The sequence below is a fragment of the Thermobacillus composti KWC4 genome, assembly GCF_000227705.2.
Lineage (GTDB): Bacteria > Bacillota > Bacilli > Paenibacillales > Paenibacillaceae > Thermobacillus > Thermobacillus xylanilyticus.
The window spans coordinates 1,896,293-1,919,960 of the sequence record NC_019897.1; the positions used below are offsets into that span (position 1 = coordinate 1,896,293).

Consider the following 23,668-nt stretch of genomic DNA (forward strand, 5'->3'; position numbering starts at 1 on the left):
ATGCCTTCCGCCGCCCGTCCGGTGCTTCAGTCGGCCGGCGGGCGCGGAAGCGAGCGGGAGTGGTCATGGATGAAGCGACAGATCGCCCGCATCCGCGTCGAACCGGCGGCGCGGATACAGGAGCTGCCGACGCAATTTTTCGCCAACTTGTCCGCCAAGGCGGCGGCCCGCGTGGCCGAAGGATACGACGTCATCAATCTCGGGCAGGGCAACCCGGACCAGCCGACGCCGCAGCCGATCGTCGACCGGCTCAAAGCTGCGGCCGACAATCCGCTGTATCACAAATACCCGCCGTTCAGCGGCTACCGCTTCCTGAAAGAAGCCGTTGCCAAGCGGTATGAGGAAGATTACGGCGTCAAGCTCGATCCGGACACGGAGGTCGCCATTCTGTTCGGCGGCAAGACCGGACTGGTCGAGATCAGCCAGTGCCTGCTCAATCCGGGCGACGTCTGCCTCGTGCCGGATCCCGGCTATCCGGACTATTGGTCGGGCGTGGCGCTGGCCGGCGCGCGAATGGTGTTCATGCCGCTCGCCGAGTCGAACGGTTTTCTGCCCGACTACGGCGCCTTGAAGCCCGAAGATCTGAATCGCGCCAAGCTGATGTTCATCAACTATCCGAACAATCCGACGGGCGCCGTCGCCGATGCCGCCTTCTACGCCGAGACGGTCGAGTTCGCCGCGCGGCACGGCATCGTCGTCGCCAGCGACTTCGCCTACGGTGCAATCGGCTTCGACGGCAAGCGTCCGGTCAGCTTTCTCGAAACACCGGGCGCGAAAGAAGTCGGCGTCGAGTTCTATACGCTTTCGAAGAGCTACAACATGGCCGGCTGGCGCGTCGGATTCGCGCTGGGCAACGCCGATGTCATCCGCCTGATCAATCTGATTCAGGATCATTACTATTGCAGCCTGTTCGGCGCCATCCAGGAAGCGGCGGCCTACGCGCTGACCGGACCGCAGGATTCCGTCCGCGAGCTGTCGGCGATGTACGAGCGGCGGCGCGACACGCTGTTCCGCGCCCTGGACAGGATCGGCTGGAAGGCCTCGAAGCCGGGCGGTTCGTTCTTCTGCTGGCTGCCCGTGCCCGCCGGGCACTCCTCCGAATCGTTCGCCGACCTCGTCTTCGAACAGGCGGACGTCGTCCTCGCCCCCGGCGTCGGATTCGGCCGGTCCGGCGAAGGCTACGTGCGGCTCGGGCTGCTCGCCGACGAAGCGCGGCTGGAGGAAGCCGCGGCGCGAATCGGCCGCCTCGGGCTGTTCGGCTGATAACGGGACGAACGGCCCCGGTGCTTGCGCCAACTTTACACTGATGCCTTTTCGTGATAAGGTAATAGCAAACAATCCGATAGGATAAGCGTAATGACGGGACCAGTAAGCATGTTCCAGGCGCGTTCAGAGAGCGGAATCGAAGGCTCCGGCGGGCGGATGCCGCCTGCGGGCCTTGGCTGCGAGAATCCGCCGCGCTCCGTGCTGAACCCACCCCCGAACGGCCGGCGACGAGCCGGACAGCTTCCTGCTGTTATCAGGATTCGAGTCGGACGGCGACCTTTGCGCCGTCAACAAAGGTGGTACCGCGGAAGCGCAGACTTTCGTCCTTTACGGGCGAAGGTCTTTTCTTTTTGAGAGCCTGACAGCACAACACGTAAGGAAGGATCGAGATGAGCGAACGCATCGTCGTCAAGATCGGCTCAAGCTCCCTGACATCCGATGAAGGCGGCCTGAACCGGGACCGCGTCGACTTCTTCGCCGGCGAACTCGCCGCACTGCACCGCACCGGGCGGCAAGTGCTGCTCGTCACGTCGGGCGCCGTAGCCGCCGGATTCCGGAAGATCGGTTACCCCGCCCGGCCGAAGCAGCTGCACGAGAAACAGGCGGCGGCGGCCGTCGGTCAGGCGCTGCTCATGCAGGCCTACCAGGAAGCGTTCGGCGAAAGCGGCATTGTCGCTGCGCAAATTTTGCTCACGAGGCACGATTTCTCGAACCGGCAGCGCATCCACAACGCGCTGATGGCGCTCGAAGAGCTGATGCGCCGGGGCGTCATTCCGATCATCAACGAGAACGACACCGTTACGGTGGAAGGACTGAAATTCGGCGACAACGACAACCTGTCGGCGCTCGTCGCCAACCTCGTCCGGGCGAAACAACTGATTATTCTGACCGACACGGACGGCCTGTACACCGATGACCCGCGCCGCAACCCCGAGGCCGAGCGCATCGAACGCGTCACCGAGATCTCCGAGCGGATCATGGCCATCGCGGGCGGAGCCGGCAGCTCCGTCGGCACCGGCGGCATGCGGTCGAAGATCGAAGCGGCGCGCGTCGCGATGCGCGGCGGCGTCCAGGCGTTCGTCGGCAAAGCGAGCGAGCCCGGCGATCTCCTCGCGGCGGTCGAAGGAAGGGGCCGGGGCACGTATTTCGACACCGACTCGCACAATTTGTCCATGAAGAAACAGTGGATCGGTTTTCACTCGACCCCGAACGGCCGCATCACCGTCGACGCCGGCGCGGCCAGGGCGCTCGTCAGCGAAGGCCGCAGTCTGCTCCCCGCAGGCATCGTCGGGGCTGAAGGCGAATTCCACCCGGGCGACGTCGTCGAAGTCGTCGACACGGACGGCTTGCCGATCGGCCGCGGCGTCGTGAATTACGCCTCGTGGCAGGTACAGGCGGCCGCCGGCCTCAGCACCGATGAAGTGCGCAAACGGGTCGACGTCGTCCGCATGGAAGTCATACATCGGGACGAATGGGTATCGTTCCCGCGCTAGCACGAAAGTTGGATCCAAGATTGTCCAATGGAGGGATAAGCCATGACCCAGCAAACGACGATTCACGAAGTGAAAGCGAAGGCGCAGGCGGCCCGCGCCGCGCTGCCGGCGATGAACCGGCTGACGACGGCGCAGAAGAATGTGGCGCTGCTCGCCATGGCCGACGCGCTCGTGCGCGAGCAGGACGCGATCATTGCCGCGAACAAGGAAGACCTGGAGCGTGGAAAGGTGAGCGGCACCTCCGCTTCCCTGCTTGACAGACTGAAGCTCGATGAGAACCGGATTGCCGGCATCGCCGAAGGGCTCCGGCAAATCGTCGAGCTGCCCGATCCGGTCGGCGAGGTGCTCGAGACATTCGAGCGTCCGAACGGGCTCCATATCGAGCAGGTGCGCGTGCCGCTCGGCGTCATCGGCATGATCTACGAAGCGCGGCCGAACGTCACCGTCGACGCGGCCGGGCTCTGCCTCAAGACCGGCAACGCCATCGTGCTGCGCGGCGGTTCGGCGGCGATCGAGTCGAACCGGCGGATCGTTGACGTGCTGCGCCGCGCGCTCGCCGGCACCGACATGCCGCCGGACGCGCTGCAGCTGATCGAGGACTCCGACCGCCGTTCGGTCGACGCGATGCTCAAGCTGAACGGCCTGCTTGACGTCATCATTCCGCGCGGCGGCGCCTCGCTCATTCGCAACGTCGTCGAGAACGCGACCGTGCCGGTCATCGAGACGGGCGCCGGCATCTGCCACACGTTCGTGGACGAAAGCGCAGATCCGGAGATGGCTGCGCGCATCGCCTTCAACGCGAAGGTGCAGCGCCCGTCGGTGTGCAACGCGATGGAAACGCTGCTTGTCCACCGCAATTTTGCGGCCAAGCATCTTGAACGTCTGCTTCAGCCGCTGGCCGAAGCCAATGTCGAGCTGCGCGGCTGCGAGGAGACGCGCCGCCTCTTCCCCGCCGTGCGGCCGGCGACGGAGGATGATTACGCGACGGAATACAACGACTACATCCTGAACGTGCGGATTGTCGGCGGCCTGGATGAAGCGCTGGCCCATATCGGGAAATTTGGCACGCGCCATTCCGAATGCATCGTGACCGAAGACCATCGGAACGCCGAGCGGTTCCTCCAGGAAGTGGACGCCGCGGCCGTCTATCACAACGCGTCCACCCGTTTCACGGACGGCTTCGAGTTCGGTTTCGGCGCCGAGATCGGCATCAGCACCCAGAAACTGCATGCCCGCGGTCCGATGGGACTTCCGGCGCTGACATCGACGAAATACCGAATCCGCGGCAACGGTCAAATCCGGGGCTGACGAAGGAGCAGTTGACGATGACACGGAATCATCAGGCGGAAGGAGCCGCAGACGGCTTGATCAGACGCAAACTTTGCTTCTACGGCGCCGGTTCGATGGCCGAAGCGATCGTGCGGGGACTCATCTCCGCCGGTCTGGCGGAACCTGCCGACATTGTCATGTTCAATCGGGCGAACGCGGCCCGGCTCAACGAACTTCGCGACCGGTACGGCGTGCGTATCGCGGCGGACGACAAGGCGCGGGAGCAGGCGCTCCGCGAAGCGGACGTCATCTTCCTGTGCATGAAGCCGAAGGACGCGGCGGATGCGCTGCGCCGCCTCTCCCCCGCCCTTCGGGACGGACAGCTGCTGATCTCCGTCATCGCCGGGCTGTCCATCGCCGCCATCGAACAGCTCATCGGACGCCGGCTGCCGATCGCGCGCACGATGCCGAACACGTCGAGCACGATCGGCCACGGCGCAACCGGCATCAGTTTCAACGATGCGGCATCAGACGCGCAGCGGGCGCTTGTGCTGAACATGTTCCGAGCAATCGGCATCGCGCGCGTCGTCGACGAATCGCTGATCAACGCCGTAACGGCGGTGTCGGGCAGCGGCCCTGCTTACCTGTACTACATGATGGAAGCGATGATCGATACGGCCGTCTCGCTCGGACTCGCCGAAGACACGGCGCGGGCGTTGACCGTGCAGACCGTGCTCGGCGCGGCGCGCATGGTGCTCGAAACCGGCGAGGAGCCGGCCGAGCTGCGCCGCAAGGTAACGTCGCCCGGCGGCACGACGCAGGCGGCCATCGAGACGTTCGAGCGGCTTGATTTCCGCGGCGCGGTCGGACAAGCGATGCGCCGCGCGGCGGAACGGGCCGGCGAGATGGGCGCCGAACTGGAAAGGAGCATCACGTAAATGAGCGGATATTGCCGTGCAACCTACCGTTGCTACGATGAGAAAGCCGATTTCGGCAAGAAAGCGCAGGGCATCGCCGTCGGGCTGACCGTCGGCAGCTGGACCGACCTGCCCGAGGCACGCAAGGCGGAGATGGAGAAGCACCTCGGCAAGGTCGTCTCCGTCACCGAGGTGCCGGCTGCGGAGTCGCCCACCGGCGAACGGTACGCCGACATCGTCATCGACTATCCGGACATCAACTTCAGCCGCGACATCCCGGCGCTGCTCGTCACCGTGTTCGGCAAACTGTCGATGGACGGACGGATCAAGCTGATCGATCTCGATTTCTCGGAAGACTTTCTGTCCGCCTTCCCGGGGCCGAAGTTCGGCATCGAGGGCGTGCGGAAACAGCTCGGGGTCGAGAACCGTCCGCTTCTCATGAGCATCTTCAAATCGGTCATCGGCCACGACCTCCCGAATCTGCGGGAACAATTCTTCCGGCAGGCACTCGGCGGCGTCGACCTGATCAAGGACGACGAGATTCTGTTCGAAAACCCGCTGACGCCGCTTGAGAAGCGCGTCGAGGCGTGCATGGCCGCGGCGGCCGAAGCGAAACGCGAAACCGGCCAGGAGCTGCTGTACGCCGTGAACCTGACCGGTCCGACGTTCAAACTCGCGGAGAACGCCAAGCGGGCGATCAGAGCCGGCGCGAACGCGCTGCTCTTCAACGTGCTCGCCTACGGTTTCGACGCGCTCGCCGAGCTGGCCCGCGATCCGGAGATCCACGTGCCGATCGCCGCGCATCCCGCGGTTTCCGGCGCGATCTATCCGTCGCCGCATTACGGCATCGCCGCGCCGCTTCTGCTTGGCAAGCTGATGCGGCTCGCCGGCGCCGACCTTGTCCTGTTCCCCTCCCCCTACGGCTCGGTCGTCATGCCGAAGGAGGAGAACATGGCGCTCAAAGACGCGCTGACAAGCGACGGGCTGCCGCTCCGGAAGAGCTTCCCGGTCCCGTCGGCCGGCATTCACCCCGGCCTCGTGCCGCTCATTCACCGGGACTTCGGCCTCGACGTCGTCGTCAACGCGGGGGGCGGCATTCACGGCCATCCGCTCGGCACGGCCGCCGGCGGCCGCGCCTTCCGGCAGGCAATCGACGCCGTGCTGGCCGGCGAACCTCTGCGCGAGGCCGCTAAGCGGCACGACGAACTGCGGGCGGCAATCGAGGCATGGGGGATCAAGGAATGACGCAGGCGAAAGAACGGATCATTTTCTGCGACTTCGACGGGACCATCACGATGAACGACAACATCGTCGCAATCATCCGCCATTTCGACCCGCCCGGCTGGCAGCAGATTGTGGACGACGTCATCGCCGAGCGAAAATCGATCCGCAAGGGCGTCGGCGAAATGTTCCGGCTGCTGCCGACATCGAAGAAGGACGAGATCATCGATTATGCGGTCAACAATGCGGTCATCCGCGAAGGCTTCGCGGAGCTGATCCGCTTCTGCAGGTACGAGGGCATCGATTTCTATGTGACGAGCGGCGGCATCGACTTTTTCGTCTACCCGATCCTTGCCCGATTCGACATCCCGCGCGACCGTATCTTCTGCAACGGCAGCGATTTCTCGGGCGAGCGCGTCGAAATTACGTGGCCGCATCCGTGCGAGCCGCCGTGCACGAACGACTGCGGCATGTGCAAGACGACGATCATGCGCCGCTTCCCGCCCGAGCGATGCGAGCGGATCGTGATCGGCGACAGCGTGACCGATTTCGAGGCGGCGAAACTGGCCGACGTCGTGTTCGCGAGGTCGCATCTGACGGAAAAATGCAAAGCGCTCGGCGTGCCCTTCACGCCGTTCGAAACGTTCTACGACGTCATTGACGCGCTCGAAGAAAGGGTGGAATCATGAGCGGCAACGCATTCTTGAGCCTCACAACCGAAGAGAAGCAGCGCGCCCTCTCCGAACTCGGGGAACTGAAGGCGACGCTCGCCTCCCGCGGCCTGTTCGCGGGCACAAGCGGCAACCTGTCCGTGCGCGTCGGCGAGTACCGGCCGGAACAGTTCCACTTTGCGATCACGGCCAGCGGCAAGGACAAGTCCCGCTCGACGCCGGAAGATTTCCTGTTCGTCGACCAGGACGGCAAGCCGGCCGAGTCCACGGCGCTCAAGCCGTCCGCCGAGACGCTCATCCATTGCGAAATTTACCGGCTGACGGGCTGCGGCGCCATCGCCCACGTCCATACCGTGTACAACAACGTCGTCTCGGAATGGTTCTGGGAACGGCGCGCGGTGCCGGTCCACGGCGTCGAACTGATCAAAGCGTTCAATATCTGGGAAGAAGAAGCGTCGATCGACATCCCGATCGTGCCGAACTACGCCGACATCCCGCGCATCGTGCCCGAGGTTACGGAGCGGCTTGATCCGCGCATCCCCGGCATCCTGCTGCGCAAGCACGGCATTTACGCCTGGGGGCGGGATGTGCAGGAAGCGAAGAAACATCTCGAAGCATTCGAATTTCTGTTCGAGTACGTTTATCGCTGGGAACTGCTCCAGGGCAGCCGGCGATAAATGCAAAGCCCGGACATCACAACCATGTGATATCCGGGCTTTGTTGCGTTTCACCCTTGCGTTCGTCCGCGGAACTGCCGCGCGCGCAGCCGCGCTTCCTCCGCGCTTGTGATCCGGTTCCGGCTCCATTCCAGCAAAATGCGGTCGATGTAGCGGAAACTCAGCTTCCCCGCGAACACCGCCTCCTTCAGCGCGACGCGGATCAGCTCTTCGGGATAGCGGTCCTGGTCCAGCCAGGCCGAGATCGTCTCCAGCTCCATCGGCGACAGCGGCCGCCCGAATTCCCGCTCGAACACGGCAAACAGGCTCGGAGGCTGTTCGGGCGCCTCTCCCCTTCGATCAGCGGGAGGACGCGAAACGGCGGAGCCGGTCCCCCCGGCCGCCGGTGCGGCGCGATCCTTCACGGCCGAAGCCGCGGCCCGTTCGTACCAGCCGGTCCAGCGGTACGCCTCCGAAATGACGCCCGTCTCCGGATCGATCCGTTCGTCGATCTCCAGGAACCCGCGGCGGATCAGACCACCGATCAGTTCGGCGACTTTGCCTTCGCCGATCCCCATCCGTTCGCCGATCTCGTCCGGCGTCGGGAACGCGTTGCCCTCCGCATGCCGGAAACCGGCAATCTGCAGCAGCAGCATGAATTCCGCGTCTGAGAGTCCGAGCGCACGGTAAGTGCGAAGCACAAATTGCGGTACAAATATGCCGCCTTCCGCCAGCAGTTCGGCGGCGCTTCCCGCTTGTGCGTCCCGCCCGAAATCCGTCATCCGCATCCCCCTTCCTGCCGCCGCCCGGGCTTATTGTCCGCGGGAGACCGGCGAATCGCCGGCTGCTTTGCGCTCCGACACGAGGCGGAACGTGTCGCGCGCAATGATCAATTCCTCGTTCGTCGGCACGACGAGTACTTTCACGCGCGAATCCGGCGCCGAGATGAAGCGCGCATCCTTCGAATGCCGCTGATTCGCCGTTTCGTCGAGCTGTACGCCCAGGAATGTCAGGCCCTCGCACACCGCCTTGCGGACATGCGCCGAATTCTCGCCGATGCCGGCCGTGAAGACGAGCACGTCCAGCCCGTTCATCGCCGCGGCGTAAGCACCGACATACTTGCGCAATCGGTAACAGAACATGTCGAACGCGAGCTTCGCATTCCGGTCTCCGTCTTCCATCGCCTCGACGATTTCGCGCATATCCCCGCTGAAGCCGGAGATCGCCAGCATCCCGGAATGCTTGTTCAGCATGGAATTCACTTCGCCGAGCGTCAGCTCTTCCTTGCTCATGACGAACGGCACGACCGCCGGGTCGATGTCGCCGCTTCTCGTGCCCATCATCAGCCCTTCAAGCGGCGTAAGCCCCATGCTCGTATCGATCGATTTCCCGCCCAGAATCGCGGTGCAGCTCGCGCCGTTGCCGATGTGGCAGGTGATCATTTTCAGTTCCGCGATCGGCCTGCCGATCATCTCGGCCGCCCGTTCGCTCACATAGAAATGCGATGTGCCGTGGAAACCGTAGCGGCGAATCTTGTGCCGTCTGTACAGCGCCATCGGGATCGGATACAGATACGCGTGGCGCGGCATCGTCTGATGGAACGCCGTATCGAACACGACCGCCTGCGGCATGTTCGGCATGTTCTGCTCGACGGCGTTGATGCCCATCATCGCGGCCGGATTGTGCAGCGGTGCCAGGTCGAACAGATCGCGGATGCGCCGCTTCACTTCGTCGTCGACGAGCACCGACGCCTTGAACGTCTCCCCGCCGTGCACGACCCGGTGGCCGACCGCCTCGATCTCCGCGATCGAGGCGACGACGCCGTGCTCCCGGTGCAGGAGCAGATCGAGGACGCGCCGGACGGCCGTCACGTGGTCGAGAATTTCGCTGACTTCGCGGACGCCGGGCCCCGCGGCCGGCTCGTGGGTCACAATCGCCGACTCCGTGCCGATCCGCTCGACGCGGCCGCTCGCCAGCACCGACTCGTCCTTCATGTTGTAGAGCTGATATTTGATCGACGAACTGCCCGCGTTGATGACCAATATTTTCATATCCGATCCCCGTCCTCATCGTACTTGAAGAATCCTTCACCTGTTTTCACACCGAGCTGCCCGGCGCGGACCATCTTCTTCAGCACGACGGACGGGCGATATTTCAGCTCGCCGTATTCCCTGAACATCTGTTCCAGCGCCGCCACGACCGAATCGAGGCCGAAACGGTCCGCCATCTCGAACGGGCCGTGCTTGAACGAATAGCCGATCCGCATCGCGCGGTCGATGTCCTCCGCCGTCGCGACGCCTTCCTGGAGAAGATTCGCCGCTTCGTTGATGAACAGACAGATGAGGCGGGACGTGACGAATCCCGGGGACTCGTAGACCATGATCCCCTGCTTGTTCAGCGTATCTTCGACGAACCGTCTCACCGTCTCGAACGTCTCGTCGGACGTCTTCAGGCCGCGGATCAGTTCGACGACGTCCACCTTGAAGGCGGGATAAATGAAATGCAAGCCGATGACTCGCTCCGGGTGCATCGTCGCGCCGGCAAGTTCCGTCAAACTGAGCGTCGACGTATTGCTCGCGAGGATGATGTCCGGTCCGCACACCCGGTCGAGCTCCGCGAACACCTGCTTCTTCAGATTCAGATCTTCCGAGATCGTTTCGATGACCATGTCGCAATCGGCCATCTCTTCGAGCGATCCGACCGGGCGGATCCGCCCGAGAATCAGTTTCTTCTCGGCCTTCGTCAAGGCCCATTTCTCAATCTGCTTATCCAGACTCTGTTCGATCTGGCGCAGGCCGTGGTTCAGTTGCTGCTCCGACCGGTCGGTCAGCAGCACGTCCAGTCCCTTGAACGCGAGCATCTCCGAGATGCCCTGTCCCATCGTTCCCGCGCCGACAACGCCGACTTTGCGAATCGTCAAGCCGATCACCTGCTTTATCTGGTAGTGCGACTCTCTACCATTATACCGTATGCCGCTCACAAAAAAGAAGGCGTCCGGGCAGACACCTTCCATCGTTCACACAACCGTCAGAATCACGCACACTTCCATCTCACGCGCCGGCGCGCATGGAACCGTGCAGAAACTCGCGGAATACGTCCCCGCTCAGCGTCTCTTCGCGCATGAGCAGCTCGAGCGAACGCTCGAACACGTCCCGCCGTTCCGCGAGGCACACCTTCGTCTTCTCCATCAGCCGGTCGAGCAAATCCCGCGCCACGCGGGAGAACGTCTCGGGCGTCAGCATGCCGGGATCGACGATGCCCAGCTCGGTGAGTCCGGACTCGGCCATCGTGCGCACGATGTTCATCGCCTGCTCGAAATCACCGCGCGATCCGGTGCTGCGGCCGCCGTAGAACAGTTCCTCCGCGGCCGCGCCCGCAAGCGCGACCATGATCTGGCCTTCGAGATATTCCGTCGTGTACAGGTAGCGGTCCTGCTGCGGATTGTGGCGCACGTAGCCGAGCGCCTGGCCGCGCGGCGACAGCGCGACCGTCGAGACGCTGCCCGGGCGGACGATCTCGGCCATGATCGCATGGCCCAGTTCGTGGAGCGCCACCCGCTCCCGCTCTTCCTTCGTCGCCTCGCGGTCCGTTTTCTCGCCCATCATCACCTTGTCGATCGCCATTGTCAGATGATGCATCTCAATACACTCGGATTCTTCGCGCATCGCGTAAATGGCCGCTTCGTTCAGGACGCTCTCGAGCTGGGCGCCCGAGAAGCCGAACGTCTCTTCGGCGACTTTGTCCAGGTCGGCCGTCTTGCCGAGCGGCTTGCCGGCGGCATGGATGGACAGAATATGCTTGCGTCCTTTCTTGTCCGGAAGATCGACCGCGATGTGCCGGTCGAATCGTCCCGGGCGCAGCAGCGCGCTGTCGAGCGTGTCCTTGCGGTTCGTAGCGGCGATCAACAGAATGCGGGGGGACTCGTTCGTCTGGATGCCGTCCATCTCGGTCAGCAGCTGATTGAGCGTCTGGTCGTATTCGCGATGCTGTCCGCCGTCGCGCCTGCCGCCGATGACATCGATCTCGTCGATGAAAATGACGGCGCTGTTCTTGCCCGTCTTCTGCGCCTTCTGGCGCGCTTCGCGGAACAGATCGCGGATCCGGCTCGCGCCGACGCCGACGTACATCTCGACGAATTCGCTGCCCGAAGCCGCGACGAAGACCGAATCCGTGTGGTGGGCCGCCGCCTTGGCGAGCAGCGTCTTGCCGGTGCCCGGAGGGCCGGTGAGCAGAATGCCCTTCAGCGGACGAATGCCGAAGCGCGCGATCTCATCCGGCCGGATCAGGAATTCGAGCGCCTCCATCAGCTCCTGCTTGGCCCGTTCCTGGCCGCCGATTTCATCGAACGACAGCATGGACGGCCGTTTCCTCGCGGCCTGCCTTCCGCCGCTCAGCGCGGTCAGCTGGCCGCGCGACCGGGCGACATAGAACAGAACGCCGATGACGGCCGCCGCCAGCAAGATCGGCACGACATTGACGCCGATGAAGTACAGAAACAGCAGCAGAACCGGTGTGAAGCCGATCAGCATCTCTTTCCAGTATTTAAGCATTCGGCCACACCCCCAGCACGGCAGGCTGGCGGGGAAGCACGACATACTTGACCGCGCCGTCCAGCTTCAGCGTAAGATAAACATTATATTCGTCCATCTCCGTCTCTACGGAAAGCCCGGAGTGTGCGGCTTCAAGCTTGCGGGCGGCTTCCGGAATGTCGGCGTATCGGCGGTTTTCCATCGCCTGCGCGATCGTGAAAAGCGCCGATGACCAGATCTTCTCCAGCTTCTCGTTCCGCTCCTGGCGGATGACCAGATCGAGCTCGCGTCCGCCGAGGGAGCTTCCCGCCTGCTCCCGGATGTTCCGATAGACTTCCGCAAGATTGACCGTTCCGTCAAGCGTGATTTCCACCGTCACGCGATCGTCAGTCACAATCGGATCATAAGCCGTCACGCCTTCGATGCCGGCGAACGTCACGGCCAGCGGTTGTTCGACTGCGAAATGGCGGTAGCCGAACCAGCCGCCGAACAACACGGCGCCTGTCAACAGCGCCGTCAGCAACACAGGGACTATGCGTATGTGCGTCATCTCAGTTGCCTCCTTCCCATGCGATGCCGTATGTAATAGAGTATAACATACGCGGAACATCGAATGGGCCGGCAATAACAGGCAAGGAGCGCCCGCCTGCGCCAGTTCAGGCGCGGCGGACGCTCCCCGGAGGTCAACCGGATGAACGCGCGGGCAGCCGGTAGGTCTCGATCGGACGGCCGTCTTCAAAGGCATAAAATCCATAGTAGTGACGCTTGACGTCACTTTCTTCCCTGCTGTAATAAACTTCCCAGATCCGCCGGCCTTCGGCGTACCCCGGACGGATGCGGATGATGGACGCATCCGGAAATGCACGAAGCACGTCTTGCCGCAGCCGCTCAACATCATAAGCCTCTTCCCCATGGACACTCTCGATCCTGTCCGCGAACGCCCATACATACAGATCGGCCCCGTCTTCCCGCTCGCCGCGGATAATCCAGACGATGTCGTCCCATACAAATTTGACCGCCGATTCGACTTTCGTCAGGCCGGCTTCCGCCTTCACCCGCCGGATCGCATCGCGCTCTTCCCGAACATAGTCGCTTCGGGCCCACTGAAAATACAGATTGAGCAGCATCAGCACCAGACCGATCCCGAGCAGGATGATGACAGCCCAACGCTTCGGCGTCATGAAGCGAATATCGGATTGCCGGCGCCTCATGTCGCCGAGCTCAGCCTTTCGAAGCGGGCGGCCGCTTCCGCGGCGATCCGTTCTTCGTCCAGCCGCGTGCAGGTCCGATTCCTCACGACTTGCACGCCGTCGACCCAGACGTGTTTCACGTCTCTGCCGTTGCCCGCGTAGACCAGATGGGAGATCAGATCGGTCCGCGGATAATAGTGCGGCTGGTCGATGTCGAGGGCCACAATGTCCGCCCGCATGCCGGGCTTGAGGCTCCCGATCTCGTCCGACTGCCAGATGGCCTTCGCCCCGTACACCGTTCCGAGCTTGAGTGCTTCATAAGCGGGCACCGCCGTCGGATCGCCGGATACGCCCTTGTGAATGAGCGCCGCGAGCCGTATTTCGTCGAAAACGTCAAGGTTGTTGTTGCTCGCCGCGCCGTCCGTGCCGAGCGACACGGTCACGCCCGCGCGGAGCATGTCCGGCACCCGCGCGACGCCGCTGGCAAGCTTCAGATTGCTCGCCGGGTTGTGGGAGACGGCAACGCCCCGTTCGGCGAGCAGCGCGATCTCGTCATCGTTCAGATGGACGGCATGCGCCACAAGCGTCGGCCGGCTGAACATGCCGAGCCGGTCAAGATGCTCGACCGGCCGGACGCCGTAATCGCGCACGTTCTGCTCCACCTCCGCGGCCGTCTCCGACATATGGGTGTGCATCGGCAGATCGAGATCGTGCGCGGCCTGCACGAATTGCTCGATGAACGCCGGCGGACAAGTGTAGGGCGCGTGAGGCGACATCATGACGCGGATGCGGCCGTCCGCCTTGCCGTGCCAATCCCGCGCGAACCGGATCGCGTCCTCGAGCTTGGCGCGCTGCTCCGCCTCGGAGCACAGGCCGATGACGCCCCGGGCCAGCACGCCCCGGAGGCCCGCCTGCTCGACAACCTGCGCCACTTCATCCATATGATCGTACATGTCGACGAACGCCGTCGTCCCGCGCTTCAGCATCTCGACGGCCGCAAGCGCCGCGCCGGCGCGCACATCTTCCGCCGTGAAGCGCGCCTCGAGCGGCCAGATCTTGTTCTGCAGCCAGTCCTGCAGCACCATGTCGTCGGCATACCCGCGAAGCAGCGTCATGGCTGCGTGGCCGTGCGTGTTGATCAGCCCCGGCATGAAGAGCAGGCCGCTGCCGCTGATCCTTTCCGCCCCGTCGGCCAGCGCGCCGGGATGCGCTTCGGCAAGGTAGACGATCCGGCTGCCTTCCACGACCAGATGGCCGTTTACAATCGGCTGGCCGTCGTCCATGGTCAGAAACGTGCCGCCCTCAATCCACCACTTTGTCGTCATCGTGATCCGCATCCTTTTCCAAATAATAAGCAAGGCTGAGCAGTTCGGTCGTAAAATCGGCGTGATGAACCCGCACGGACGGCGGCACTTTCAGAATGGCCGGCGCGAAATTCAGAATGCCTTCGATGCCGGCGTCCGCCAGCTGGTCGGCCACTTTCTGCGCCGCCGCGGACGGCACGGTGATGATGCCGATCCGGATTTGCAGCGCTTCGACCGTCGCCTTCAGTTCCTCCATCGGCTGCACACGCATCGTGTTGATCTGCATTCCGATCTTGTCGGGATGGTCGTCGAACACTGCGACGATCTTCATGTTGTCGCGGCTGTACCGGTTGTAGTTGCAGAGCGCCTGGCCAAGATTGCCCGCGCCGACCAGCGCGACATTGATTCCCCTGTCCAGTTTCAGGATGTGCCGGATCTTGCTGATCAGGTAGGAGACGTCGTAGCCGATGCCCTTGCGGCCGAATTCGCCGAAGTACGCCAGATCCTTGCGGATCTGCGCGGGGTTGAGGTCGAGCTTGCGGCCGAGCGCCTGCGACGAGACGGTCTGCACCTCGCCGCGCGAAAGCTCGTTGAGCGCCTGAAGATAGAGCGGCAGTCTGCGCACGACCGCCTCGGATATTTTCGTCTGCTGCTTCATCACGCGGATCCTCCCTGCGTCGTCCCGGTTTCACTCAGCCACTCCCGAATGCGCGGCACAATCTGTTCGATGTGCATCGTCTCGATCTTGGGGCCCGGCAGCGAGTACAGAAAATATTTGCCGTAGCTCGTTTCAATGACGCGCGTGTCGTACAGGATGACGATTCCCTTGTCCTTCGCCGTGCGGACGAGGCGGCCGAAGCCTTGCTTGAAGCGGATGACCGCCTGCGGAATCGACAGTTTCATGAACGGGTTCTTCTTCTCCGCCGCCAGCTGTTCCGATTTCGCTTCGAGCAGCGGATGGTTCGGCGGCGTAAACGGCAGCCGAACGATGGCGAGACATGTCAGCGCGTCGCCCGGCAGATCGACGCCTTCCCAGAAACTGCTCGTGCCGAGCAGCACCGAGGCCTGCTGCTGCCGGAACCGGCGGACAAGCTTCGTCCTGCCGCCGCCGTCGATGCCCTGGCCGATGACGGCGATTCCCGCTTCGGCAAGCCGCTCTTTCAGCGGCTCATACACCTGCTTCAGCATCCGGTAGGACGTGAACAGGACGAGCATCCTGCCTGATGTCTCGCGCGCCACGTCGGCCAGCGATTCGACGAGCGCGGCAAGGAACGCCGGATCCGCCGACGCCCCCTTGATCGGCGGGAGGTTGCGCGGGATGACGACCAGCGCCTGGTCGCGGTAATTGAACGGCGACGGCAGCTGGACGGTCGCGAGCCGTCCGTCCGCTTCGAATCCGGACAGCCCGAGTTGTTCGGTCGCGTACTCGAACGATTTGTGCACGCTGAGCGTGGCCGAGGTCAGGATGACACTCCGCTTCGAATCGAAGAAGTATTGTTTGAGCAGTCCGCTGACATCGGCGGGCACGGCATAAAGATGCACCGACCGCGACTTGGAGAACGCGTTTGCCTCCAGCCAGTAAACGGTCCCGCCTTCCTCCAGCTTGACGAAACCGTGCAGATCGTCGCGGACGCGCGCCAGATCCTTCACCCGGCCCGCGGTGTCGACGGCCACCGCTTCGACCTCGGCGTCGTCGCAATGTTCCTTGATTTCCGCGAGCAGCTTGTCGAACGTGCGGATAATCTCGTTCAAGGAGGCGAACACGTTCGCTTCGGCCGTCCGCACCGCTTCCCATTCGGACGGCGGCTTATCGGCCCTGAGCCGCAGGACGCCCTGCCCGCCGTCGGCGTCGGGCTCCGGCTGCGCCAGCCGGTACAGCAGTTCGAACAGCTCGTCCCAGTGGATGCGCAGCTCGCCGAACACCGGGACGGCCTTCTCGATCGTTTCGATCCACGCTTCCGCGCGCGCATGGCCGGTGGACGCGATCTTCTGCCTGAGCTGGAAGATCAGCCCCGAGCGGGCATCCTTGCTCAGCCGCGTCAGCGGATGCATGCCGCTGTTGTAGGAGAGCTGCGTGCCGAGATGTTTGCCGGCGGCGTCATCCAAATGATGGGCTTCATCGACGATGAGGTGGTCATATGCGGGCAGCAGCCGGTATTCGGCGCGGATGTCGGTGAACAGCAACGAATGGTTTGTGATGACCAGGTCCGCATGGACGGCTTCCTGCTTCGCCCGGTGATAGAAGCAGTGCTTGAACCATGGGCAGGAGCGGCTCAGGCAAGAGTCGGCGTCGCTGGCGACGGTGTGCCAATATTCGGCGCCCCGGCCGCCGAAGTTCAGCTCTTCCTGGTCGCCGTGCTCCGTCTCGCCGAGCCAGACCAGCATCTGCGCCGTCGTCAGCCGGTCGTCCGCGGGCGCGATGTAATCACGCGCCGCGATTTTGCTCTCAAACTTGCGCAGGCACAGGTAGTTGCCGCGGCCTTTGAAGACGGACGCCTTGAACGGCAGCGGCAGCACCTTGGCAAGCAACGGCACATCCCGCTCGCGGATCTGTTCCTGCAGGTTGATCGTATGGGTGCTCACGACTATTTTCTCGTCATGGCGGATACCATAGAAGAGAGCCGGAATCAGGTAGCCGAGCGACTTGCCCGTGCCCGTGCCGGCCTCGATCATCAGATGGCGGCCGGATTCCAGCGCGTCGTACACTTCGCGGAACATGCGCACCTGCGCCTCGCGCGGTTCGTATCCCGGAACATGTTCCTTCAACCGGGCCAGCGTCTCTTCCAGAAACGTCTCGAAATCGAGCTCCCGCAGCCGTTCGGCCGACTTCGGGTCATCATGGCGCGGCGGTTCTTCGTCCGTCCATTCGCCGACCTTGAGCGCGAACTGGCGATAGTAACGGTAGCCGTTCGGATCGGCGGCGTTCAGACGCTGCCTGCGCTGAAGCGCATCGTGCACAATCCAGCCGAGATCGTCGCCATCGCCAAGCTGCGCGGCCAGCCGCTCCAGCGTCAGCAGCGGTAAATTGCGCAGTTTGTCCATGCAGGTCTTGAAGAGAAGGGCAGTCGCCATCGCATCGCTGTCGGCCTGATGATGGCGCTCATGCTCGATGCCGAGCGCTTCGGATACGGCGCCCAGCTGGTAGGACGGCTGGGTCGGATACAGCATGCGCAGCAGCTGCAGCGTGTCGAGCACCCTTCCCGTGAACGGCATGTAGCCGCACCGGTCCAGCGCCTGGTTAAGGAAACCGACGTCAAATCCGGCGTTGTGCGCCACCAGCACCGCGTCACTCAGCAGCGGAATGACCTCGAGCAGCACATCTTCCGGTTCGGGCGCTTCACGCACGACTTCATCCGTAATGCCCGTAAGCTCGGTGATAGATGCGGGGACCGGGACTCTCGGGCGCACATAGGACGCATAACTCCCGGTCACGCCGCATTCATCATCGAGCAGCACGATGCCGATTTGAATGATGTCATCTTCGGCGCTATGATTTCCGGTTGTTTCCAGATCGAGGACAGCAAATTTCATCCGGTACGTTCTCCTCACGTGCAGCCGAACTCGGAATTGCCGAAATACAGCGTCAATGGTCCCGCGTTCGATCTGCAGTTTGCCAGATTGCGCGCGGCGCCGGTGAAGGCGGGATCCGCTTCGCAGGCTTGCTTGAAATATTGGACCGCCTGCTCCAGATTCGCCGTGACGGCCTGAATGCAGCCGAGCGCGTTCAGCCCGAGCGCTTTCAGCTTCGGCTGCGACGCCGTGCGGACGATGAACAGGAAGTGGCGCTCGGCATTCTCCCATTCGCGGAGGTGCATGTAGGATATCGCCAGGAACATGCGTGCCGCCAGCGATTCGGGACAGAGCTCGACCGCCCGGCTGAACGATGCGGCCGCGTCTTTGTACATGGCCAGATCGTAGTAACCCTGCCCGGCGGTGAGATGGCGTTCCGCTTCTTCCCTCGCCGCTTGCGGCGTACCGGTTTCCGCGGATGCCGGCGGGAACAGTTCGGCCGTCCCGAGCCCCTGGCCGGCTGCCGCCTCCGTCGAGGCTGCCGGCGCGGCATGTCCGATCTCCCCGTGCGCCGGCGCCGCCGCGGCCAGCGAGTGCTTGCTGCCGTCCGGTTCGCCGGGCGACGTCATCTCCCGCAGCCTCGCCAGCTTCTCCTCCACCCGCAGCCAGCCGTCGACGATCATGTCGCTCATGTCCTGGATCTTGCGCAGCTGCGCTTCGATCAATCCGCGCTGCGCCGCATCCGCGGCGGGATAGCGCGTCAGCATTTCGTCGAGCATGTCATTCATGACTTTGAACCATTGCCTGACCATCCTCGCCGCCCCCTTCGCCTTGAGCCTTCCGGCGCGGTCCGCCGGTATGCTCATTCTGCGCTGAAGCGAGGGGGATCTATACCGCGGGATTGGCGTTATATCCCGCACCTGAAGCCGGATTACGGCCGGGCTGGCGGATTACAGGATCGTTGCATGCTCTTCCTTGCCCGCCATGCCGGCCGGCCGGTTCTGTTCATCCATAAGGACGATCCGCGGCCGATATTCACGGGCTTCTTCTTCGGTCATCAGCGCATAAGAGATAATGATGACTTTGTCGCCGGGCTGGGCGTGGCGGGCGGCGGCGCCGTTCAGGCAAATGACGCCCGAACCGCGCGGACCGGGAATGACATACGTCTCCAGCCGGGCGCCGTTGTTGATATTGACCACCTGAACCTTTTCGTTCTCCCACAGGTCGGCGGCTTTCATCAGCTCTTCGTCGATCGTGATGCTGCCCACATAGTTCAGGTTCGCTTCCGTTACGGTCGCGCGGTGGATTTTCGACTTCATCATGTTCCGCATCATGGTATCCTCACTCCTTTCCCGCCGGCGCTGGCCCCGTTGCAAGCAGCCGGTTGTCGATGAGCCGCGTCCGGCCGAATTTGACGGCCAGCGCCGCAATGAACCGGCTGCCCGGCGGCATTTGAACGAACGGGATGTCCGCCGGAGATTCCAGATGCGGCCAGGTGAGCACTTCCGCATAATCCGTCTCGGCAAGCGGCGCGCGCTTGAGGTGCGCGTGCATCGCCGCTTTCAGTTCGCCGGGTGTCATGCCGGGTTCGAAGAACTTTTCCTCCGCCATCTTGAGCGTTTCGTACAGAACGACGGCCTGGCGCCGCTCTTCCGCGTTCAGATAGACGTTTCGGGAACTGAGCGCAAGTCCGTCCGGTTCCCGCACCGTTTCGCACGGCACGATGCGGACGGGGAAGTTCAGGTCTTCGACCATCCGTTCAATGACGGCAACCTGCTGCGCGTCTTTCAGGCCGAAATAGGCCTTATCCGGCATGACGATATGGAACAGCTTGCTGACGACGGTGCCGACGCCGTCGAAGTGGCCGGGCCTCGAAGCCCCGCACAGCCGGTCCGTCAGGTCGGCGATCATGACGCGCGTCGCGGTCGGACGCGGATACATTTCGGCCACGGACGGCATGAACAACAGATCAGCCCCCGCCGCTTCCGACACCTGCCTGTCCCGGCCTGGGTCGCGCGGGTATCGCTCGAAATCTTCGTTCGGGCCGAACTGCAGCGGATTGACGAAGACGCTGACGATGGTCAGGCCGTTCTCCACCGCCGAACGGCGGATCAGGCTGGCGTGGCCTTCGTGCAGATAGCCCATCGTCGGCACAAATCCGACCGTTCCGTCGGGGTTCTCCCGGCGCCAATCGGCAATCCGGGCGCGCAGTTCGGCGATCGTCTCGATGATTTGCATGTCAGTCCGCCTCCCCGCCGCCGTACAGATGCGCAGCAAGTTCCGATCCGCCCGGGAAGCTGTGCTCGGCTCCGGGGAACGTCCTGGACTTGACGTCGCGCACGTAAGCGCCGATGGCGTCGCGGATGGCCGTGCCGACATCGGCGTAGGTTTTCACGAATTTCTTGCTCCGGTACGGAGAAGCGTATTGGATCATATCGTGGAAGACGAGCACCTGGCCGTCGCAGGCGGCGCCGGCCCCGATGCCGATCGTCGGTATCTTGAGCGCGCGGGTCACCGCCTCCGCCGCGCCGTCGGTCACCAGTTCAAGCACGACGGCGAATGCGCCGGCTTCCTCGAGCGCCTTCGCGTCATCGACCAGACGGCGGATGTCCGCTTCCAGCTTGCCCTGGACTTTGTACCCGCCGATCTGGTGAATCGACTGCGGCAGAAGCCCGATATGGCCCATGACCGGAATGCCGGCCGCCGTCAAGGCGGATACTTCATGGGCGATGTCCGCGCCGCCCTCCAGCTTGACCGCCTGCACGCCGGCCTCCTGCATCAGTCTGCCCGCGTTGCGGAGGGTCGACTCGGCCCCGAGCCGGTAGGTCATAAACGGCAGATCGGCCACGATAAATGTATCGGGTGCGCCGCGCCTTGCGGCGCGGGCGTGATAGATGATGTCATCCAATGTCACCGGCAACGTCGTGTCGTAGCCGAGCACGACATTGCCGAGAGAATCGCCGACGAGGATGGCGTCCACGCCCGCTTCCTCGGCCAGCCGGGCCGAAGGATAGTCGTACGCGGTCACCATGGAGATCGGGATTCCGTCCCTTTTCATTTTCAGCCATTTCGTCACGGTAAGTGCCTGCATGCCGCATGGTCCCTCCCATTCGCCGCCGAACGTCCGACTCCGGTGCGCAATCTTTTCCGGAAAAAGCAAAAAACCTTCCGGCAGCTAAGCCGATAGGTCCTCAGACGACAACAGGAAACATCACGGTCAAGCGTGCTTCCTTCTGTCTCGGTCCCCTCACGGCTCTGAGCAGAATGCGCCAACCCGGATGAACGTTCCGTGCAAGATGAAATTCAAATCCATAAGTCCCGAGTGCGATTCGCGGGAAAATGCGATACCGCCTCTTGCCGACAAGTATAGCATGACGGGGCCCGAAAAGAAAGCGGCGGACATTCTGACGGCCGCCGTCGGGCGCGTCATTCGAATTCCGCCGAAAACACTTCCCGCACCAATCCGTCTGCCGTCCGGACGCGCAGTGCGCCGTTGTCCGCCAGTCCCAACGGCACGCCTTCGACGATCCCTTGCGGCGTCTTCAGGACGGCCGGCTTGCCGAGCGAGACGGACCACGCTTCCCAGAGCAGCCGGATCGGACCGAATCCGTCTTTACGGTAGATGTCGTACAGTTCTTCGAGCGATTCGAGGAACAGTGCGGCCGTTTCCGTCCGGTCGAACGGCCTGCCGGCGGCCATCCGGAGCGAGACGGCTTTCGTCCTCAGCTCGGGAGGATAATCCTCCGGCTCGAGATTGACGCTGATGCCGATGCCGGCGACAACATGGAGCAGCCGCTCCTCCTCCGCGCTCGATTCGAGCAGGATGCCGCTGATCTTGCGGCCGTCAATCAGCAGATCGTTCGGCCATTTGATGCCGATCTCGAGCCCGGTCTGCCGGCGCAGCGACCGGCAGAGGGCGGCGGCGGTCAGCAGCGTCAGCTGAGGCGTGCAGAGGACCGGGACGTTCGGCCGGAGCACGAGGCTCATCCAGAGTCCCTTGCCCTTCGGCGACAGCCAGCTCCGCCCCATCCTGCCCCGCCCGTTCGTCTGCTGCTCGGCAATGACGAGCGTTCCTTCGGGCGCCCCTTCTTCGGCGAGCCGCTTCGCGGCATCCTGGGTCGAACCGATCTCGTCGTACAGGTGAAGCGACCGGCCGAGCGACTTCGTCTTGAGGCGCGACAAGAGCCCGGTCGCCGTCAGCCGGTCCGGCATTCCCGCCAGCCGGTATCCCCGGTTGCGGCTTGCTTCGATCGCATATCCTTCCTCCGTCAGCCTGCGGATATGTTTCCAGACCGCCGTCCGGCTGATGCCGAGCCGGCGGCTCGCCTCTTCGCCCGAGATGTACTCGCCCTCGCGTTCCGTCAACATTTCCAGCAGTCGTTCCCTCATCGTTCGTCCTTTCCGTCGGCTTGAGTGTCCAGGATGTGCAGCGCCCGTTCGAGCAATGCCCGACGCTCGTTGGGCAGGCGGCCGGCGGCCGTCTCCAGCAGCAGCCGGTCCATCGTCCGCTTGATCCAGGGACCGCCTTTCCTGCCCGCCGCTTCCGCCAATTCCGTCCCGTCGAGCGCCAGTTCCGCCGCCGTGAAGGCCGGCATGTCCGCCAGCCATGCCGACCATCGTTCCAGTCGATCCGCCGGGACGGGGCTGACGCCGGGAAGCGCGCGCATGACATCCAGCCAGTCAGCCGCCGCCTGGCGTCCGTGGCGCAGCGCAAGCGCAGCCCATGCTTCGCGGGTGTCGGGAATGCTCGCCGCGGCGGCATGCAGTTCCAGCGGCGCGAAGATCGCGCGCATCCGCTTCTTGCCGAACGCGAACCGCGACATCCAGCTGCGCGCCGCCTCCGGCGAAACGTTCGACGCCGCCCAGAGCGCGATCCATCGCCGATCGCCCGCCGCCAGGTCGGACAGCCGCACCTTTCCCGCGCATGCCGGAAGACCTGGCGCCTTCAGCGGCGTCTTCGTCGTTCGCCACAGACCGGAGCGGATGAACAAAGCGGCCGCCCGGTCCGGATCGGCGCCGCAGATCATCTTGTCCAGTTCGGCACCGACGCGTTCCAGCGCGATATGACGCAACAGCCCGGCGTTCCGCCTGAGCGCGCGCCATGTCGACGGCGCGATGCGGAAGCCAAGCTCCGCCGCGAACCGGACGGCCCGGACCATGCGCAGGGCGTCTTCACGGAATCGTTCGTCCGGACTGCCGACGCAGCGGATGATGCCGCGTTCAAGGTCGGACATCCCGCCGAACGGATCGATTACCCGGCCGTCCGCGTCCATCGCCATGGCGTTGACCGTGAAATCCCTGCGCTTCAGATCGGTCCGGATGTCGTCGACGAATGCGACATCCGACGGTCGGCGATGGTCGTCATAGTCCGATTCCGTGCGAAACGTCGTCACTTCATACGACCGGCCTTTCACGAACACGGTTACCGTGCCGTGCCGGATGCCGGTCGGGACATGCTTCGGAAAGATCGCCATGACCGCTTCCGGCCGCGCGGACGTCGCGATGTCGACATCGCCGATCGGCCGGCCGAGCAAGGCGTCGCGGACGCAGCCGCCGACGAAATACGCTTGGTGGCCGGCGGCGCTCAATCGCTCGATCACCGGCATCGCGTCTTTCAGCTTTCCGTCCATGGCGGCGCACCA

At 63.7% G+C, this 23,668-nt stretch carries 22 protein-coding genes; 7 read left to right on the plus strand and 15 right to left on the minus strand.

Annotated features, from left to right (window positions below; genetic code table 11):
* Nucleotides 1-69 precede the first annotated feature (69 nt).
* The 7 genes from THECO_RS08790 (at nt 70) to mtnB (ending at nt 7,514) form a co-directional block, all read left to right on the plus strand.
* The gene (locus tag THECO_RS08790) at nt 70-1,263 is read left to right on the plus strand and encodes a pyridoxal phosphate-dependent aminotransferase (protein WP_015254680.1); all 1,194 of its coding nucleotides are present in this window, start codon (nt 70-72) and stop codon (nt 1,261-1,263) included.
* Nucleotides 1,264-1,655: 392 nt separating this feature from the next.
* Entirely contained in the window at nt 1,656-2,759 is a 1,104-nt protein-coding gene (gene proB / locus THECO_RS08795; RefSeq protein ID WP_015254681.1) for a glutamate 5-kinase, read from the plus strand.
* Nucleotides 2,760-2,801: 42 nt separating this feature from the next.
* Nucleotides 2,802-4,067 (plus strand): glutamate-5-semialdehyde dehydrogenase, encoded by a 1,266-nt coding sequence (locus THECO_RS08800; protein WP_015254682.1) that lies wholly within the window; start codon nt 2,802-2,804, stop codon nt 4,065-4,067.
* A gap of 17 nt (nt 4,068-4,084) precedes the next feature.
* Nucleotides 4,085-4,966: a pyrroline-5-carboxylate reductase gene (gene proC / locus THECO_RS08805; RefSeq protein ID WP_015254683.1), complete on the plus strand. Its 882-nt coding sequence runs from the start codon at nt 4,085-4,087 to the stop codon at nt 4,964-4,966.
* Entirely contained in the window at nt 4,967-6,190 is a 1,224-nt protein-coding gene (locus THECO_RS08810) for a 2,3-diketo-5-methylthiopentyl-1-phosphate enolase (RefSeq protein WP_015254684.1), read from the plus strand.
* Nucleotides 6,187-6,855: a 2-hydroxy-3-keto-5-methylthiopentenyl-1-phosphate phosphatase gene (locus THECO_RS08815; RefSeq protein WP_015254685.1), complete on the plus strand. Its 669-nt coding sequence runs from the start codon at nt 6,187-6,189 to the stop codon at nt 6,853-6,855. The genes THECO_RS08810 and THECO_RS08815 overlap by 4 nt, the downstream gene beginning before the upstream one ends.
* Nucleotides 6,852-7,514, plus strand: coding sequence for a methylthioribulose 1-phosphate dehydratase (mtnB, locus tag THECO_RS08820; RefSeq protein WP_015254686.1), 663 nt, complete (start codon nt 6,852-6,854; stop codon nt 7,512-7,514). The genes THECO_RS08815 and mtnB overlap by 4 nt, the downstream gene beginning before the upstream one ends.
* Before the next feature lie 50 nt (nt 7,515-7,564).
* On the opposite strand, the gene THECO_RS08825 is transcribed toward mtnB, so the two are convergent.
* The 15 genes from THECO_RS08825 to THECO_RS08900 all read right to left on the minus strand — a co-directional run bounded on the left by THECO_RS08825 (nt 7,565) and on the right by THECO_RS08900 (nt 23,656).
* Complete coding sequence (locus THECO_RS08825) at nt 7,565-8,275, minus strand: DnaD domain-containing protein (protein ID WP_015254687.1); 711 nt, start codon at nt 8,273-8,275, stop codon at nt 7,565-7,567.
* Between the two features lie 30 nt (nt 8,276-8,305).
* On the minus strand, nt 8,306-9,544 hold the full coding sequence (locus tag THECO_RS08830; protein WP_015254688.1) for an acetate/propionate family kinase: 1,239 nt from the start codon (nt 9,542-9,544) through the stop codon (nt 8,306-8,308).
* On the minus strand, nt 9,541-10,413 hold the full coding sequence (locus THECO_RS08835) for a 3-hydroxyacyl-CoA dehydrogenase family protein (protein WP_015254689.1): 873 nt from the start codon (nt 10,411-10,413) through the stop codon (nt 9,541-9,543). Before THECO_RS08835 ends, THECO_RS08830 begins: the two co-directional genes overlap by 4 nt.
* Nucleotides 10,414-10,543: 130 nt before the next feature.
* On the minus strand, nt 10,544-12,043 hold the full coding sequence (locus THECO_RS08840; RefSeq protein ID WP_015254690.1) for an AAA family ATPase: 1,500 nt from the start codon (nt 12,041-12,043) through the stop codon (nt 10,544-10,546).
* On the minus strand, nt 12,036-12,572 hold the full coding sequence (locus tag THECO_RS08845; RefSeq protein ID WP_015254691.1) for a hypothetical protein: 537 nt from the start codon (nt 12,570-12,572) through the stop codon (nt 12,036-12,038). The genes THECO_RS08840 and THECO_RS08845 overlap by 8 nt, the downstream gene beginning before the upstream one ends.
* A gap of 133 nt (nt 12,573-12,705) precedes the next feature.
* Nucleotides 12,706-13,233, minus strand: coding sequence for a cell wall elongation regulator TseB-like domain-containing protein (locus tag THECO_RS08850; RefSeq protein WP_015254692.1), 528 nt, complete (start codon nt 13,231-13,233; stop codon nt 12,706-12,708).
* Nucleotides 13,230-14,537 (minus strand): amidohydrolase, encoded by a 1,308-nt coding sequence (locus THECO_RS08855; protein ID WP_015254693.1) that lies wholly within the window; start codon nt 14,535-14,537, stop codon nt 13,230-13,232. The genes THECO_RS08850 and THECO_RS08855 overlap by 4 nt, the downstream gene beginning before the upstream one ends.
* A complete protein-coding gene (locus THECO_RS08860; RefSeq protein ID WP_015254694.1) occupies nt 14,515-15,174 on the minus strand; it encodes a redox-sensing transcriptional repressor Rex in 660 nt (219 codons plus the stop codon). The genes THECO_RS08855 and THECO_RS08860 overlap by 23 nt, the downstream gene beginning before the upstream one ends.
* A complete protein-coding gene (gene dinG / locus THECO_RS08865) occupies nt 15,174-18,047 on the minus strand; it encodes an ATP-dependent DNA helicase DinG (protein ID WP_015254695.1) in 2,874 nt (957 codons plus the stop codon). The genes THECO_RS08860 and dinG overlap by 1 nt, the downstream gene beginning before the upstream one ends.
* A 14-nt stretch (nt 18,048-18,061) precedes the next feature.
* Complete coding sequence (locus THECO_RS20545) at nt 18,062-18,838, minus strand: tetratricopeptide repeat protein (RefSeq protein WP_015254696.1); 777 nt, start codon at nt 18,836-18,838, stop codon at nt 18,062-18,064.
* Nucleotides 18,839-18,976: 138 nt separating this feature from the next.
* Complete coding sequence (gene panD / locus THECO_RS08875; protein WP_015254697.1) at nt 18,977-19,360, minus strand: aspartate 1-decarboxylase; 384 nt, start codon at nt 19,358-19,360, stop codon at nt 18,977-18,979.
* Between the two features lie 7 nt (nt 19,361-19,367).
* Nucleotides 19,368-20,264: a pantoate--beta-alanine ligase gene (gene panC, locus THECO_RS08880; protein WP_015254698.1), complete on the minus strand. Its 897-nt coding sequence runs from the start codon at nt 20,262-20,264 to the stop codon at nt 19,368-19,370.
* A 1-nt stretch (nt 20,265) separates the two neighbouring features.
* Nucleotides 20,266-21,117, minus strand: coding sequence for a 3-methyl-2-oxobutanoate hydroxymethyltransferase (gene panB / locus THECO_RS08885; RefSeq protein WP_015254699.1), 852 nt, complete (start codon nt 21,115-21,117; stop codon nt 20,266-20,268).
* A 335-nt stretch (nt 21,118-21,452) separates the two neighbouring features.
* Nucleotides 21,453-22,415, minus strand: coding sequence for a biotin--[acetyl-CoA-carboxylase] ligase (locus tag THECO_RS08895; RefSeq protein ID WP_015254700.1), 963 nt, complete (start codon nt 22,413-22,415; stop codon nt 21,453-21,455).
* Nucleotides 22,412-23,656, minus strand: coding sequence for a CCA tRNA nucleotidyltransferase (locus THECO_RS08900; RefSeq protein WP_015254701.1), 1,245 nt, complete (start codon nt 23,654-23,656; stop codon nt 22,412-22,414). The genes THECO_RS08895 and THECO_RS08900 overlap by 4 nt, the downstream gene beginning before the upstream one ends.
* Nucleotides 23,657-23,668: the final 12 nt, after the last annotated feature.